Origin of the sequence: Microbacterium proteolyticum, from assembly GCF_030818075.1 — a bacterium.
Lineage (GTDB): Bacteria > Actinomycetota > Actinomycetes > Actinomycetales > Microbacteriaceae > Microbacterium > Microbacterium proteolyticum_A.
The window spans coordinates 201,826-218,400 of the sequence record NZ_JAUSZZ010000001.1; the positions used below are offsets into that span (position 1 = coordinate 201,826).

11 protein-coding genes and 1 tRNA gene are annotated in these 16,575 nt (G+C 67.5%); 4 read left to right on the forward strand and 8 right to left on the reverse strand.

Annotated elements, in window-relative coordinates; genetic code table 11:
• Position 1: 1 nt before the first annotated feature.
• A complete protein-coding gene (locus QE392_RS01000) occupies positions 2–265 on the forward strand; it encodes a hypothetical protein (protein ID WP_307446585.1) in 264 nt (87 codons plus the stop codon).
• Positions 266–868: 603 nt separating this feature from the next.
• Here QE392_RS01000 and QE392_RS01005 read toward each other — a convergent pair.
• Positions 869–1,255, reverse strand: coding sequence for a hypothetical protein (locus QE392_RS01005; protein WP_307446588.1), 387 nt, complete (start codon positions 1,253–1,255; stop codon positions 869–871).
• A 2,822-nt stretch (positions 1,256–4,077) separates the two neighbouring features.
• On the opposite strand from QE392_RS01005, the gene QE392_RS01010 reads away from it, so the two are divergent.
• Entirely contained in the window at positions 4,078–6,312 is a 2,235-nt protein-coding gene (locus QE392_RS01010; protein WP_307453981.1) for a RelA/SpoT family protein, read from the forward strand.
• A 354-nt stretch (positions 6,313–6,666) separates the two neighbouring features.
• On the opposite strand, the gene QE392_RS01015 is transcribed toward QE392_RS01010, so the two are convergent.
• A tRNA-Ser gene (locus tag QE392_RS01015) sits at positions 6,667–6,757 on the reverse strand.
• A 294-nt stretch (positions 6,758–7,051) separates the two neighbouring features.
• Between QE392_RS01015 and QE392_RS01020 the strand changes: the two genes are divergently transcribed.
• Together QE392_RS01020 and radA are read left to right on the forward strand one after the other, a co-directional pair.
• Positions 7,052–8,005: an L-lactate dehydrogenase gene (locus QE392_RS01020; RefSeq protein ID WP_307446591.1), complete on the forward strand. Its 954-nt coding sequence runs from the start codon at positions 7,052–7,054 to the stop codon at positions 8,003–8,005.
• A 544-nt stretch (positions 8,006–8,549) separates the two neighbouring features.
• Complete coding sequence (gene radA, locus QE392_RS01025) at positions 8,550–9,917, forward strand: DNA repair protein RadA (RefSeq protein WP_307446594.1); 1,368 nt, start codon at positions 8,550–8,552, stop codon at positions 9,915–9,917.
• Between the two features lie 813 nt (positions 9,918–10,730).
• On the opposite strand, the gene QE392_RS01030 is transcribed toward radA, so the two are convergent.
• The 6 genes from QE392_RS01030 to QE392_RS01055 form a co-directional block, all read right to left on the reverse strand.
• Entirely contained in the window at positions 10,731–11,138 is a 408-nt protein-coding gene (locus QE392_RS01030; RefSeq protein WP_307446597.1) for a dehydrogenase, read from the reverse strand.
• Between the two features lie 240 nt (positions 11,139–11,378).
• Positions 11,379–12,095: a FadR/GntR family transcriptional regulator gene (locus QE392_RS01035; protein WP_307446601.1), complete on the reverse strand. Its 717-nt coding sequence runs from the start codon at positions 12,093–12,095 to the stop codon at positions 11,379–11,381.
• A gap of 24 nt (positions 12,096–12,119) precedes the next feature.
• Positions 12,120–12,899 (reverse strand): 3-oxoacyl-ACP reductase, encoded by a 780-nt coding sequence (locus tag QE392_RS01040; protein WP_307446604.1) that lies wholly within the window; start codon positions 12,897–12,899, stop codon positions 12,120–12,122.
• Positions 12,900–13,017: 118 nt separating this feature from the next.
• The gene (locus QE392_RS01045; RefSeq protein WP_307446606.1) at positions 13,018–14,373 is read right to left on the reverse strand and encodes an aldehyde dehydrogenase family protein; all 1,356 of its coding nucleotides are present in this window, start codon (positions 14,371–14,373) and stop codon (positions 13,018–13,020) included.
• Positions 14,370–15,173: a gamma-glutamyl-gamma-aminobutyrate hydrolase family protein gene (locus QE392_RS01050; RefSeq protein ID WP_307446609.1), complete on the reverse strand. Its 804-nt coding sequence runs from the start codon at positions 15,171–15,173 to the stop codon at positions 14,370–14,372. Before QE392_RS01050 ends, QE392_RS01045 begins: the two co-directional genes overlap by 4 nt.
• Positions 15,154–16,509, reverse strand: a complete 1,356-nt coding sequence (locus QE392_RS01055; RefSeq protein ID WP_307446611.1) for a glutamine synthetase family protein — start codon at positions 16,507–16,509, stop codon at positions 15,154–15,156. Before QE392_RS01055 ends, QE392_RS01050 begins: the two co-directional genes overlap by 20 nt.
• Positions 16,510–16,575: the final 66 nt, after the last annotated feature.

Below are 16,575 nucleotides of genomic sequence, written 5' to 3' on the forward strand. Positions count from 1 at the left end.
TATGGCAGGATCGGCCAGAGGTTGGACGGCTGCCGATCTCGCCGTCGTGCGCGTTCCGGAGCGTTCCGGCGCGGATGGCGCGGCGCAGGCGATCGACGCCCTCCTGCCCACAGGCCATGTCGACCTCGTCCGGGGGAAGCATGTGAAGCTCGACACCTACGCCGACCTCTTCGACGCCGACTTGGACGGCGTTGCCACGGCGCTCGACGAGGCCCGACGCTCAGCAGGTGTTGCCGAAACGTTGCCACGGATGCACGCGACCTAGTGACGAAGGCCCCGCCTACCGCGTGATTCTGCGGGAGTCGGGGCCCTCGTGGTGGCGGGCACACTGAGGGAACGTTGGCACGCAGATTGCTGGTCGCGCGCAGTCTCGCACCGCGACGCGCTTGACGTGTTTCCGGCGGATCGACCGCAGCTCCGTGCGAGACTCGTCGCTGTGCAACCGCTGGAACCCGTCTGTCGAAGAGTCCCCGATAGCACTGGCACAGTACGCGGGAATGACACTTCTCATTGACTCGAGCGTGGTGATCGCCGCCGAGACGTTCGACGGCCAATTGGCGGAGTTTTAGACCGACGCCGGCGAACTCACACGGCAGGTGTCGGCATATGGTCCACATGGTGGTCGTGCACTTGCAACACTCGAAGACGGGGGAGAGACGATCCTATACGCTTTCTGGCAGTGGGACGTCCCGTCCCCATAGCGTACGCGTCTCTCATGCTCCAAGCACATGCTTGACCAGTTCCCAACGCATGTTGCCAACGACATGCGCGACGCGCGGAATCTCGTTTCGAAAGCCAGGAGCATCCAGCGAACTCAGGGCGCTTCAACTTCCCTGCCGCAGGGGTAACGACCGGGGCTCGAGTCGTGTCAACGATCGCGTAAGTTTACGTGGACTGTCGACTGCACTGCCTGTATGTTCCTGTTGCCGATCGCGGTCTGATGGGCCGCCGGAACCTGATCCCTCCATTCGGCCACTAGGGCTTGCAAGTGCGCAACGTCCGCCTCGTCGACAATCTCCGCGTCGATCACATCGGCGAGCTCGTCCAGTGCGCGCTGGCTGTCTGGGTATCTCTCGACCCCATCCAACTCGTCAGTGGACGACAACCTTTGCCGAAGCCACGACACCACCTTTGCCCCAACTTTGGACGTCTCATCGACGACACCGGACGCGGTCTTGTCGATCCCCCTCTCGCAGACTTTCGCGACCAAGGCGGCCGCAATCGCACCCAGAGTGACGGAAACTGGCTCAACCATCCACGAGCCTCCTGACATTTCAGATAGGGATTACACACTCATTTCTAGCCTCGCGGCACCGCGAGCTTAGCGGCTGCCGGGTGGCCGCAGAGAGCACGAACCCATGAATGCACTCCACGAGGATGCAGGCGGTCGACGAAAGCGCGGCACCGGCGACTTCGACGAAGCGCATGCGCCTCCAGCATCGCTCGGCGCGGCATAATCACTGGAGTGGGGTGTAGATCGTGCCGGCTCGATCAGAATCTGAGCTGCGACGAGATTGGAGTTTGAGAATCGGCAGCACAATCGAACCGTCAACGCCTAGGCCGCCAGCGAGTGTGCACCAGTCCGTGACAGGTCACCATAATGTTGTTGCTGTCAACTCTACGGTCACCATTTCTGCAAGCACCGGCGGGCAAGGTGAATCACAGTCATTCGATTGGCACTCTCTCCTGCAAGCCGCCAGCGCCTCGGTTCTTGAGATACGAGCCAATGTCCTTATGCCGGTCGCGAGTGGAATTTGGACAGACTACGACACGCTAGCGACTGTCCTTCCTGAGGGGACGCCGGATGATCCGCACGCGTTGCGCATCAGGTCGAGCACGGGTGAGCACTTGCAGTGTGTGCGAATGGTTACGCACGGGAACGGCGTGACCCTCCTCAATGTGGAGCCGAGGAGCGATCGGGAATCTGGCATCATCCCTGCGCTGTGCAACTCGCTGCTCAGCGAAGGTGAGAGCGTTGTCGGAACCATGAGTAACGATCCGACCGCACCGGAAAGGCTTGAGCAAATTGACTTCTCCGCCGTTGCGGGCGGCGCCGAGAACGGTTCGTGGGCCGTCAGGGAGATCAGGGGCCTTCCGTCAAATCGCGACGTGAGCGGCGCGGCCGTCTTGAACCTTCGCACCGGTGGTGTGTGCGGACTGCTCTCTCGCGGGCCCCAGGGTGACTACACAATCGTGGCGCTCGCGCAACCAGCGTGGGAGCACGCGCATGAGTCGTGGAAGGATGCGCTAACATCCAGCCAGTTGCATGCCGGGGCGTGGCCATGGCCACCGAAGGAAGTTCGTCAGTATCTGCGAATGCTCGCCCACTTCTGCACCGAGCATCCCTACCCAGCAGCGATCTTTGAGGCCCCGCCCCCACCACTGGAGCGGGTGCATGTCAGGCAGGCCACCGTCTCCATCGGTCCAGGGTCGGCATCGGGCACCGGGGACGCAAGCACCTCGGAGCCGATCGAGTCGATCCTCCAGGGTGGCCTGCTAGTCGGCCCTCCCGGTGGCGGTAAATCGAGCGCGCTTCGGAGGTTGTGCGCTGAGCAGGCCGACCTGATCCTGCGCGGAGAATCGGGGCGAGTTCCGATTCTCCTGCATGCATCGGAGATAGATCTTGATGCCCCCCTGTCGCAATCATTAGTTCGGTCATTGAACCGCTCACTTTTTCATAACGAACCAGTATTGGGAGACCATTTCTTCTCCACACCCCTCGGCGCAGCAAGGAAGTGGCACTACTTCATCGATGGCCTCGACGAACTCCTTGATAGAGAAACGCGCAAAAAACTTTTGGCGAAGCTGGCCCTAGCGCTTGGCAACGCTATGACCGATTCAGTCACAGTAGGGTCGCGACCGCTTCCCCCTGACGAAGTCCGAGCATACCTTAAGCATCAGTTGCCGAATCGCGCGTGGATAATCCAGAGCCTCTCCCCAGACGGCGTCCGCGAGTTCATTCGCGGATGGTTCGATGCGCTCGGCCTGGACGAAGTCGAGAAGCGGGTCGCCAGCCTTATCTTCGACCTTCGCCAGGCCGGCGCAGATGAACTAATGACAAATCCGCTCATGCTGACAATGATATGTCAGCTGCACTACAGGAAACCCACTGAAGGGCCACCGTCTAACCGAACCGCGCTCTTCGACCGATACCTCGAGGCGCTTAGAGAAAAATTCTTTGACGCGGAATCAAACGTGCAGAAGCACGCGAGAAGCCGCTTGGAACGTTTCGGCCAGCAAGCGACAGCGTGGGGTGAGCACGCGATCCTAAGCATGTACGAATGCCTCGGCCACGTCGCGCTTGAGTGGCTTCGCGACGATGCGCCGCCCACTCTACCGGCTCTCGTCGCTGCTCTGCCGCCACCACCCCGCGGTATACCCGGCTCCGGAACGACCGCGCTCGTCGGGGAACTTGCAACGAGAACTGGTATTGCCTCGTCGACTGAGCCAGACCTCGTCTTCATTCACCAGACGCTCGCTGAGCATGTGGCGGCGTGGCGACTTCGAGCCGATTCTGGGGCTTCGATGGCGAGTATCGGCGTGCTATCCACTAAGTCACACCGACTTGGTTCAAACTGGTCGTTCCTGAGGTTTGTGGCGAACGCCTGGATAGACGTCGATGCATTTTGCACCTGGCTCGCAGCTAACCTCGTGGCTGAGCCTGCATCCACGGTGAGGTTCATTGCTCAACTCGCCTGGGACGGCGTCCCAATTCCTCCGTCGCTCGCTCCCTCATTACTCAATGCAATCGGTCGGCAGCTAAAGGGAGCTGCGAGCGACACGAGTGAGCTCATCGACTCTGTACGGATCTTGTCGGATGTTGCTGATCCGACTGAAGTGAACGACGCCCTCGCCAATATCGTAGTCGGCAAGTTCCCCTCAGACGCGCGCCGCTGGGCAATCGTCACCCTAGCCGGGCGTGTTGGCTACACGTCCTCGACACACATCCGTCGCTCGCTCCCGTCGCTCGAGCAGGTCCGGCCCTCCGTTGACGTCGTCACGTCACTACTGTCAGCCCAGTCAGACTTGTTTCGGCAGCCACACTCGGCGCAGGCTATTCGCGAGGCTGGCCTCGCGTTGCTCAGTGATCCTCAGGCGGGTCTGCGTCGGTTGGTGCCTCGAATCTTTTCCCGTTCGGCGCGGCGTGATGACGTCGAGCAGCTTCTTCGGACGGTGCACACACACCATCGAAAGGGCGATCTCTCGATCGTCGCACGCGCGTACGACGTGGCCGATGGCGCGCATACGGGTCAAGTGCGACAGAGCGGTGAGCCTTACATTAGCCACCCGCTGGCGGTCGCGCAGATCCTCGCCGAACTGGGCATCGGCCCCAAAATTATTGCCGCGGCGCTGCTCCACCGCACAGTCGAAGACACCGACTATCAGCTCAACGAACTCACCGCTGACTTCGGCGACGAGGTGGCGATACTCGTCGACGGGGTGGCCAAGCTAGACAAGGTCAAGTACGGCGACAGCGTTAACGCCGAGACCGTGCAAAAGATGATCGTGGCAATGTCGAGAGACATTGGGGTCTTGCTGATCAAGCTCGCCAATCGCCTGCACAACGCGCGTACGTGGGGATTTATAGCGCCAGAGAAGGCACGCAAGATGGCGACCGAGACTCTTGAGGTCTATGCTCCACTGGCCCACCGCCTCGGTATCCAAGCCATCAGGAGCGAGCTCGAAGACCTGTCGTTCGCGGTGATGCACCCCACGCTCTACGCCGAGATCGAGAGCCTCGTCTCTCAACGCTGTCCCGATCGCGAGCGGTATGTGCAAAACGTCATCGACGCGGTCGACGCCGACCTTCGCGAGTTGCGCGTGCGCGGTCGGGTCGTGGGCCGTGCCAAGCCGCTGTACTCGATATATCAGAAGATGGTCGTGCGAGGTCGCGAGTTCGACGACATTTACGACCTCATCGGCATCCGCATCCTGGTGGGCACCGTTCGCGACTGCTACGCCGTGCTCGGCGCCATCCACGCTCGCTGGACCCCGCTGCCAGGGCGCTTCAAGGACTACATCGCCACGCCCAAGATCAGCCTGTACCAGTCGTTGCACACGACAGTGATCGGCCCCGGTGGACGCACGGTGGAGATCCAGATCCGCACCCACGAGATGCATCAGCAGGCCGAGTCCGGCGCCCCTGCTTATTGGAAGCGCAAGGACCAGGCCGCGGGCGGCAAGCCCGGCACGGAGTCCGTCGATGCCGACATGGCGTGGATCGCCCACATCTCCGACTGGCAGGCCGAGACCGCCGACCCGGGGGAGTTCCTCGATTCGCTGCGGTTCGAGATCGGCGCCAAAGAGGTCTACGTCTTCACCCCGAAGGGCCGAGTCGTCGGTCTGCCTACGGGCGCGACCCCCGTCGACTTCGCGTATGCCGTGCACACCGAGATCGGCCACCGCACCATGGGTGCGAAGGTCAACGGTCGTCTCGTGCCGCTCGAGTCGACGCTGCAGAGCGGCGACGTCGTCGAGGTGTTCACCTCGAAGGATCCCGACGCCGGCCCGAGCCAGGACTGGCTCGGCTTCGTCGAGACCAGGCGGGCGCGCAACAAGATCCGCGAGTGGTTCACGAAGGAGCGGCGCGAAGAGGCGATCGAACAGGGCAAAGACTCGATCGCCCGGGCGATGCGGCGGCGGAACCTGCCCCTGCGCTTGATGAGCCAGGGCTCTTTCACCGAGGTCGCTCGCCTCTTCCGCTACGAGAACGTCTCGGCCCTGTACGCCGCGGTCGGTGAGGGTCACGTGTCGACGCAGTTGGTGATCGAGAAGGTCGCCGCTCTCGTCAGCGCCGAAGAGACATCGACGGGCCCCATCGACCTGCCTCAGGTCGGACGCAGCCGCGCCCCGCGCGGGGGCGACTCGGGCGTGCTCGTGCGCGGCGCTCCCGACATCCTCATCAAGCTCGCGAAGTGCTGCATGCCGGTTCCCGGCGACGAGATCGTCGGCTTCGTGACCCGCGGGAGCAGGGTCTCGGTGCATCGCGCCGACTGCACTAACCCTCCCTCCCTGCGGACAAACTCCGAACGTCTCGTCGAGGTCGCATGGGCCCCCACGACAGAGAGCGTGTTCCTTGTGCGGATCCGGGTCGAGGCGCTCGATCGCACAGGACTCCTCAGGGACGTCACGGATGTGCTCAGAGCGCACCACGTTAACATGCTGTCGGCGACGGTCTCTGTGACCACTGATCGACTGACGCTCAGCCGCTTCATGTTTGAAATTGGCGACACAGTCCACCTCGATCGCGTATTGAACGCGGCGCGTCGGATCGAAGGCGTTTACGACGTTTACCGTGACACGTCAACGTGACTAGCAGAAAAACACTGAGTCGGCGGTTTCGATCGCGGCGCGAACAGCGCTCGCTGCGGAGTGCAATGCGAAGCAGACCGCACGTGATCTCGGGATCAGCGAGTCGTGCCTGCGGAACTCAACGAACCCGTGACGCGCTCGAATCCGGCCGCAAGGCCGGTGTCACGACCGATGAGCACAAAGAGGTCGTCGAGCTGAGGCGCCGCAATCGCGTGCTCGAGATGGAGAACGAGATCCTCAAGCGAGTCGGCGTACTTTGCTAGGCAAAAGCCCCGGCCCGGTTTGCCGCCGGGGCGGGAGACGTCAGAACCCCCGCCGGCGCAAGGGCTAACGGGGGTTCTGACGTTTGTTTGATGGCGGTGACGGTGGGATTTGAACCCACGGTAGGGGGTTACCCTACACAACTTTTCGAGAGTTGCACCTTCGGCCGCTCGGACACGTCACCGCCGACCAGCTTACGACAGATCAGCGGATGCCGCGAATCGTGGGCCACCGCCTCGGCGCCGCGCGTGCCGAAGTCCGGAAGAACCGGCGCTTTCGGCGCTTGAAACGCCCCGTCGGTCGTGGTGGGGTCGACATCTCTGGAGTTCGGCACAACCCTCGTCCCCACCCCGCACGGACGAGCGCGCCGCCCCACCCGGCCGCACCTCCCCTGGGTCCGCCGAGCCCACGGCATCCACTCATCCACCGTCGAAGCACCGCACTGGAACCAGTCACGACCCGCTGCCAGGATCGAGCCATGAGCGTGATCGAGAACTCCAAGCTGACGGTCGTGGGAGCGGGAAGCGTGGGGGCGAGCGTCGCGTACGCGGCCCTGATCCGCGGCTCGGCGCGGCACGTCGCGCTCTACGACATCGCGACCGACAAGGTCGAAGCCGAGGTGCTCGACCTCGCGCACGGCACGCAGTTCACCGGTTCCAGCGACATCACCGGGGGCAGTGACGTCTCCGTCGCCGAGGGCTCGCACGTGGTCGTCATCACCGCCGGCGCGAAGCAGAACCCGGGGCAGACCCGCACCGAGCTCGCCGCGACGAACGCGCGCATCATCCGCGACATGATGCCCCAGCTGCTGGAGGTCGCCCCGAACGCCGTCTACGTCATCGTGACGAATCCGTGCGACGTGCTGACCGTGCTCGCGCAGGAGGCCACCGGCCTGCCGACGCGCCGCATCTTCGCCTCCGGCACCGTGCTCGACACCTCGCGCCTGCGCTGGAAGATCGCGCAGCGCGCCGGGGTGGCCACCTCCAGCGTCCACGCGTGGATCGTCGGCGAGCACGGCGACACCGAATTCCCGCTCTGGTCCACCGCCACGATCGGGTCGGTGCCCATCACCGAGTTCGACCTGCCGGACGGCACCCGCTTCGACCACGACGAATTGGATGCCATCGCCGTCGACGTCCGTGACGCCGCGTACAAGGTCATCAAGGGCAAGGGAGCGACGAACTACGCGATCGGTCTGTCGAGCGCGCGCATCGTCGAGGCCATTCTGCGCGACGAGCACGCGATCCTGCCGGTCAGCACCGTGCTCGACGACTTCCACGGCATCAGTGGCATGGCGCTGTCCGTCCCGTCGATCGTGAGCGCGACGGGCGCCGTGTCCGTCACCGGCACGCCGTTCTCCGACGGAGAGGCTGCGCTCCTGCGTCGGTCGGCCGACGCGCTGACCGCGGTCGCCGACTCGCTCCGCGCCTGACCGTCTGGCCGCGGGCGGGCAGCGGGCGGCGGGCGGCGGGCGGCGACGCACCCCCACGCATAAACACGTTCCGTGCGCATAAACACGTTCCGTGCGCATAAACACGTTCCGTGCGCGTAAACACGCAGCGAGCGTGTTTACGCGCACGGACAGTGTTTCTGCCACGACGCCGGCCTGTGAGCAGTGGCGGATGCCGCGGCCTGCGGGGCCTCCGCGCTGCAGGTCCTCCGGGCTGCAGGAGCTTCGGGCTGCAGGAGCTTCGGCCGGCGGGGCCGCCGGGCCGCGGGGCTCCCGGGCCGCGGGGCCCCCGGGCCGCGGGGCTCCCGGGCCGCGGGGGGCGCTGGCCAGAGGCCGGGATCGCCTGAGCGCCCGGGTGCGAGCGCGCGGCGCAGCGCACGCGTAAACACGTTCCGTGCGCATAAACACGCAGCGAGCGTGTTCCTGCGCACGGAACGTGTCTATGCGTGTGGCCGAGACGGGAAAGCGACGATGGATGCCAGCACCCGGGGCCGGCGATGTCGGAGGCCCCGCATAGCCTGGATCCATGGCATCCCGACGTCCCGCTGCGACCCCCGCTCCCTACCGCTGCACCGAATGCGGATGGACGACGCTCAAGTGGGTCGGTCGTTGCGGCGAGTGCCAGTCGTGGGGCACCGTCGTCGAGGCCGCCGAGCAGACCGGGATCGTGCGCTCCATCGTCCCGGTGGCCCCCGGGGCCGCGCGCGCGGCTCGGCGCATCACCGAGATCGACACGCAAGACGCACCCCGCCGCACGAGCGGGGTGGGCGAGTTCGACCGCGTCCTCGGCGGGGGCATCGTGCCGGGCGCAGCGATCCTGCTGAGCGGCGAACCCGGGGTCGGTAAGTCCACCCTCCTGCTCGAGGTCGCCGCGCAGAGCGCGCGGGCCGGGCGGCGCGTGCTCTACGCGAGCGGCGAGGAGTCCGCGGCGCAGGTGCGGCTCCGCGCCGAGCGCACGGGCGCGCTGCACGACGAGCTCTTCCTCGCGGCCGAGACCGACCTCGCCACGATCCTCGGGCACATCGATCAGGTGGAGCCGGGCCTGCTCATCGTCGACTCGGTGCAGACGGTGTCGTCGGCGCACAGCGACGGCGCGGCGGGCCAGCCGGCGCAGGTGCGCGAGGTGGCGTCGGCGCTCATCCGCGTCGCCAAAGAACGCGGGCTCCCGGTCATCATCGTCGGCCACGTCACGAAAGACGGCTCGATCGCAGGCCCCCGCATCCTCGAGCACCTGGTCGACGTGGTCTGCCACTTCGAGGGCGATCGTCAGACGTCGCTGCGCTTCGTCCGCGCGCTCAAGAACCGCTTCGGCCCCACGGACGAAGTGGGCTGCTTCGACATGACCGGCACCGGCATCGCCGAGGTCGCCGACCCGAGCGCGCTGTTCCTGGGCCATGGCGAACCCGAGCCGGGTACGTGCGTCACCATCGCCATGGAGGGGCGCCGCGCCCTGCCTGTCGAGATTCAGGCGCTGGCCGTGCGCCAGACCGCGCCGAACCCTCGACGCATCGTCAACGGGGTGGACTCCTCGCGTGTCGCGATGGTGCTCGCCGTGCTCGAGAGCCGGATGGGGCTGACGCTGTCGGATCGCGACGTGTACGTGTCGACCGTCGGGGGCGTGCGGCTGGTGGAGCCGGCCGCCGACCTCGCGATCGCGATCGCCGTGGCAAATGCCGTGAAGAACCGGAAGGTGTCCAAGCGTCTCGCCGCCATCGGCGAACTCACGCTGACGGGTGAGATCCGCAACGTCACGCAGGCCGCGCAGCGGGCGTCCGAGGCGAAGCGGCTCGGGTACCACACCGTGCTCGACGCATCGTCGCGCAAATTGGCGCAGGCGTTGAACGAACTGCAGGTGCGGGGTATGCCGCGCGACGACAGCGAACCGGGGTTCTGAGCGGTCCAGGCGGCTCCGCGACGGGAGTTCGGTGACCCATCGGGCGGAAACTGGCGGGTCAGGCCTGAGGCCGAAGACCTGCGCGTCCGGCTCGGGCGGAAGACCGGCGGGTCAGGCCCGGGGGCGTAAGACCCGCGAGTCAGGCCTGCGCGAGCGAACAGACGAGTCCGGCCCGAGCGGCAGACCCCGTGGGGCCAGGCCTGCGTGAGAGACCCGCGGGTCGGGCCCGGGTGGAAGACCCCGGCGGGTCAGGCCTGAGGCCGAAGACCTGCGAATCCGGCTCGGGCGGAAGACCCGCCGGTCAGGCCCGGGGGCGTAAGACCCGCTGGCCAGGCCTGCGCGAAAGAACAGGTGAGTCCGGCCCGGGCGGAAGACCCGGGGGCCAGGCCTGAGCGGAAGACCCGCGGGTCAGGCCCAACGGGAGAACAGGCGCGTCCGGCCCGCAGGAAAGACCGGCCGGTCAGGCCAGGGCGGAAGAACAGGCGAGCGCGCAGAGCGGCGTGGCAAGACTCAGCGCACCAGGCTGCGCGGTTCAGCGGCCGGGAGGAGCGGACCGACGGCGGCGATGCGGCGACGTCATGCCCAGAACGGCGGGGATGACAAGTCCGGCGGCGCACACGGCACCGGCGATCAGGTACTCCATGTCCCCGAGTCTTGCACGAGGGCCTCACCCGCGCGAGTTCGATACTTCATCCCCACGCCATACCCGGGTGCCCCCGTGCCCGATCGCGTGAGGGGTCAGTTTCTGTCGCCGGGAGCGCGGCTGAGCGACAAAAAATGACCCCTCACGCGGCCGAGAACGGTCCCGCCGCGTCAGGCGTCGAGCGCGGCGATGAGGTCGGCGGGTGCTGCCTGGATCGGGTGCGGCCCCGCGATGTCGATGAACACCGTGGTGATGGCATCCTGATGCGCACCCAGGAACGCCCGCAGCCACTGCGGCGACTGCAGCGCCACGTGCGGCGGAAGCGTCTCGGGCTTGTGGGCCGCGTCGCTGAACAGCAGCAGAGCGACCTGCCCGGTGTTGGGGTCGCGGTAGGTCCAGACCTCGCCGACGCTGAGCGGGTTGTCGGCGTCGCCCGGCGTCATCAACGGCACGACGGTGGGGCCGTGGCGCAGCGCGAACGCGATGGCGGCCATGTCCTGCGTCTGCAGCGCGTCGGTGAGCGCGGTGTTCTTGAAGTCCACGTCGACCTTCTTCCCCTTGCGCTTCTTTCCGGCCATCCCCCGAGCCTAATCGCGCCGCAGCAGCCGCACCGCACGACGGTCCGGGGCGCAATCCGCCGTTCGATACGGGGGATCGACCGCCCCGACCGGAAGAATGCGGCCGAACCGGTCAGAGCACCGAGTCCGCGCAGAATCCGGCAGGCCCAGCCCGCACGCCACCCCCGCACGCGCCACGCGATCACACGCCGCCACCGCCGCCGCGCCCCGCACAACAGGCGCCGCCACCACGCGTGACTTCTACGCCAGGAACCCTCGCAGCAGCGCCTCCGACCCGGCGAGGTGGTCGCGCATGGCCGCATCGGCGGCATCCGGTCTCCCGGCGAGGATCGCCGACACCACCGCCGCGTGCTGCGACGTGGAGTGGTCGATGTTGCGCGGCAGCAGGGGGAAGGTGTCGAGCCACGCGTTGACGCGCGCGCGGTTGTCGGCGACGAGCGGTACGAGTGACGGGATGCCGCTGAGCTCGGCGATCGTCAGGTGCAGCAGCGTGTCGAGTCGGCGGTAATCGGCGCCCTCCGCGCGAGCGGCTGCCTCGTGGCGCGCCCACAGCACATCGCGGTCCTCGGCCGACAGCGTGCGCTCGGCGGTTGCCCGGGCCGCGCCCGTCTCCAGCACGCAGCGCAGAGCGATGACGTCATCGAGCTCGGCGGGCGAGACGATCGCGGGTTCGGACGGGCGCGGCACCGGGTCGACGACGAAGGTTCCCCCGTACCGACCGCGACGCGTCTCGAGCCACCCGGCGTCGGCGAGCTCGCGGATCGCCTCGCGCACGGTGTCGCGGCTCACGCCGTACAGCACCGCCAGTTCACGCTCGGCGGGCAGCGACTCCCCCGGCGCGACGAGGCCCAGCCGCACCGTCTGCACGATGCGGGCCGTGGTGTCTTCGAGCGCGTTCCCGCTGCGCACGGGCCGATACACGGCCCGGCGCAGGTCGTCGAGGGGCGCTTCGCTCACCCTGTCAGCCTGTCATGCCACGGTTCACAGGGGCGTGACGTACGCGTTGGTGATACCGCCGTCGACGACGAACGCCGTCGCGGTGATGAAGGACGCGTCATCGGATGCCAGGAAGGCCACGGCAGCAGCCATCTCCTCCGGCTCCGCGAACCGGCCCATCGGCACGTGCACGAGCCGGCGCTGCGCCCGCTCGGGATCCTTCGCGAAGAGCTCCTGCAGCAGGGGCGTGTTGACCGGCCCCGGGCACAGGGCGTTCACGCGGATGCCCTGGCGGGCGAATTGCACACCGAGCTCGCGGGTCATCGCGAGCACGCCGCCCTTGGAGGCGGTGTACGAGATCTGCGAGGTCGCCGACCCCAGCAGGGCGACGAACGACGCGGTGTTGATGATCGACCCCTTGCCCGCGGGCACCATGTGCCGCAGCGCCGCGCGGGAGCAGAGGTACACGCTCTTGAGGTTGACGTCTTGCACGCGGTCCCACGCGGGCAGCTCGGTCGTCTCGATCGAGTCGTCGTCAGCGGGCGAGATTCCGGCGTTGTTGAACGCGATGTCGACGCTGCCGAGGTCGGCGGCGACACCGTCGAAGAGCGCGTCGACGGATGCCTCGTCGGCGACGTTCACCTGCCGGAACACCCCGCCCACCTCGGTCGCGGCGGCGGTGCCGGTCGTCTCATCGAGGTCGGCGATGACGACGCGGGCGCCCTCGGCGGCGAAGCGACGGGCGGTGGCGAGGCCGATGCCGCTCGCGCCGCCGGTGACGATGGCGACGCGGTCGCGCAGGCGCTGGGTGAGGTCGATGGTCATGTGCGGTGGTTCCTTTCAAGCTGACCCTCGTCCCAGCTATGGCTGGTTGCGAGCCTGCTGAGCAGCCATATGCGGGACGAGGGGCGTCACAAGTGGGACGAGGGGTGAGGGACCGACGTCACTCGGTGGCGTAGAAGACGTTCTTGGTCTCGGTGAAGTGCTCGGCGGCATCCGGTCCGAGCTCGCGGCCCAGGCCCGAGGCTTTCATGCCACCGAAGGGTGTGGAGTACCGCACCGACGAGTGGGAATTGACCGACAGCACGCCGCTGCGCACCCCGCGCGACACCCGGATGCCGCGGCCCAGGTTCTCGGTCCAGATCGAGCCCGCGAGGCCGTAGGCGGTGTCGTTGGCCAGGCGGATGGCATCCGCTTCGTCGTCGAAGGGCAGCACCGCGAGCACCGGCCCGAAGACCTCGTCGCGGGCGATGCGGTCGCCGGGCTGTGCGAGCACGACCGCGGGCGCGAACCAGAAGCCGTCGCCCTCGGGCGCCGATCCGCGGAAGGCGACGTCGACGCCGTCGAGGAAGCCCTGGACGGTGGAGCGGTGGGATGCCGAGATGAGCGGGCCCATCTGCGTGTCTTCGCTCGTGGGGTCGCCGACCTTCCACGCCGCGACGGCGGGTTCGAGCATCTCGAGGAAGCGGTCGAAGACGCGGCGCTCCACGAGCAACCGACTGCGGGCGCAGCAGTCCTGCCCGGCGTTGTCGAACACCGAGCCGGGGACACCCGCTGCAGCTCTCTCGAGATCGGCGTCGGCGAAGACGATGTTCGCGCTCTTGCCGCCCAGCTCGAGCGTCACGGGCTTGAGCAGCTGCGCACAGCCCGCGGCGACCTCGGTGCCGACCTCGGTGGAGCCGGTGAAGACGACCTTGTGCACGTCGGGGTGCGAGACGAAGCGCTGGCCGACGACCGAGCCGGAGCCCACGACGACCTGGAACAGCCCCTCGGGGAGTCCCGCCTCGAGCGCCAGCTCGCCCAGGCGGATGGCCGTGAGGGGCGTGAGCTCGGCGGGCTTGAGCACGACGGCGTTGCCCGCGGCGAGCGCGGGCGCGAAGCCCCACGCGGCGATCGTCATGGGGAAGTTCCACGGCACGATGATTCCGACCACGCCGAAGGGCTCGTGGTAGGTGACGTCGAGTCCGCCTGCGACGGGGATCTGCGACCCGATCAGGCGTTCTGGCGCGCCGGCGTAGTAGTTGAGCACCTGGGCGACATGCTGCGCTTCCCACCGGGCCGACCCGATCGGGTGGCCGGAGTTCTTCACCTCGAGCTGGGCGAGTTCCTCGACGTGCTCCTCGACGACGCGGGCGAAGGCGCGCAGGGCGTCGGCGCGGGCGACGGGGGCGAGCGCCGCCCACCCGCGCTGGGCGCGCACGGCGTCGGCGACCGCGGCATCCACCTGATCGATCTCGGCGCGCTCGAGCGTGGTGATGGCCGAGCCGGTCGTCGGGTCGATGACGGTGAAGCTGCTCATACGGGGACTCCCTGGGGCTCGGAGGATGCGGCGGACGGTGCGGTTTCGCCGTGACGTGCCGCGCGATACGCCGCCGCCGCGGCGACCAGCCCGAGGAACAGCCGCCGGTCCTCGGCGTTCTCCTCCGGATGCCACTGCACGGCCACGACGTAGTCGTCGCCCTCGGTCTCGACGGCCTGCACGAGCCCGTCGTCCGTGCGCGCGGTCACGCGGAGGCCCTCGCCCACCCGGTCGACGCCCTGATGGTGGTAGCTGTGCACGGTGAGGGATCCGGCCCCGACAAGGCCGGCGAGCCGGGTGTCGGCATCCACCTCGACGACGTTCTCGGCGAAGACCCCGCCGCCGATGCGGTACCGCTCGGTGCCGAGCGCCTCGGGCAGGTGCTGGTGCAGCGTGCCGCCGAGGGCGACGTTCAGCAGCTGCAGACCGCGGCAGATACCGAAGACCGGGATGCCGCGCTCCCGCGCCCCCGCGAGCAGCGCGAGCTCCCACGCGTCGCGGTCGGCGCGCGCGGGGTCGGTGAGCGGGTGACGCTCGGCGCCGTAGAGCTCGGGCTGCACGTCGAGGCCGCCGGTGAGGATGAGTCCGTCGAGACCGTCGAGCACGGCCGCGGCGGCCTGCTCGGGACGGGGCTGCGGGGGCAGCAGCACGGCGGAGGCACCCGAGGCCGTCACGGCGTCGAAGTACTGCTGGGGCAGGAACGAGGCGCGGACGTCCCAGACGCCCTGCTTCGCGCGCTCCAGATAGGTCGTGAGCCCCACGACGGGGGTCCTGCTCGGATCAGAGGCGCTCGAAACCACGCACCCGCTCCCAATCGGTCACGGCGGCGTCGAAGGCTTCCACCTCGATGCGCGCCTGGTTCAGATAATGTTCGACGACATCGTCGCCGAAGGCTGCACGTGCGATCGTCGACTCGCTGAAGAGCCGCGCCGCCTCGCGCAGGGTCGTGGGGAGCGTGTCGACGCCGGCGTCGTACGCGTTACCGGTGAGCGGTGCGGGAAGCTCGAGCTCGTTCTCGATGCCGTACAGACCGCCCGCGATGATGGCCGAGATCGCGAGGTAGGGGTTCACGTCTCCCCCGGGCACGCGGTTCTCCACGCGCAGCGACGAGCCGTGGCCGACCACGCGCAGGGCGCACGTGCGGTTGTCGACGCCCCACGCGACGCCGGTCGGGGCGAACGACCCCTTCGCATAGCGCTTGTACGAATTGATGGTGGGGGCGTACAGCAGCGTGAACTCGCGGAGGGTCGCCAGGATGCCGGCGATCCAGTGCCCCATGAGCGGGCTGAAGCCGTACTCGCCGTCGCCGGCCATCACCGCCGACCCGTCGTCGCCGCGCACGGAGAGGTGGATGTGACAGCTGTTGCCCTCGCGCTCGTTGAACTTCGCCATGAAGGTGAGCGACTTGCCGTGGCGGTCGGCGATCTCCTTCGCGCCGTTCTTGTACAGCGTGTGGTTGTCGGCGGTCTCGAGCGCCTCGGCATAGCGGAACGAGATCTCCTGCTGGCCGTAATTGCACTCGCCCTTGACGCCCTCGCAGTACATGCCGGCACCGTCCATGCCGAGGCGGATGTCGCGCAGCAGCGGCTCGAGGCGCGTCGTGGCGAGCAGGTTGTAGTCGACGTTGTAGTCGGTCGACGCCCTCAGCCCGGTGTACTTCTTCGCCCAGGCGTCGCGGTATGAATCGTCGAAGACGATGAACTCGAGCTCCGTCCCCGCGTAGGCGGTGAGCCCGCGCTCGGCGAGGCGGGCGCGTTGCGCGTTCAGGATGCCGCGCGGCGACTGCCCCACGTGCGTCCGGTCCTCCCACGCGAGATCCGCCATCACCAGCGCCGTGCCCGGCTGCCAGGGGATCAGGCGGAGCGTGTCGAGATCGGGCACGAGCAGCATGTCGCCGTAACCCTTCTCCCAGCTCGACATCGCGTAGCCGTCGACGGTGTTGAGGTCGACGTCGACCGAGAGCAGGTAGTTGCAGGCCTCGGCGCCGTGCGGCAGCACCTCGTCGCGCCAGAAGCGCGCGGCGACGCGCTTGCCGACCAGACGCCCTTGCGCGTCGGGGAAGGCGACGACGACCGTGTCGATCTCGCCCGCGTCGATCGCGGCATCCAGGTCCGCAGTCGTGAGAGTGCCCGCCATGGTGTCTCCTCGCCGGCTCGGTGCCCTTCCGAACGAAGGACGTAACGAGGAACTTACACGCCAAAG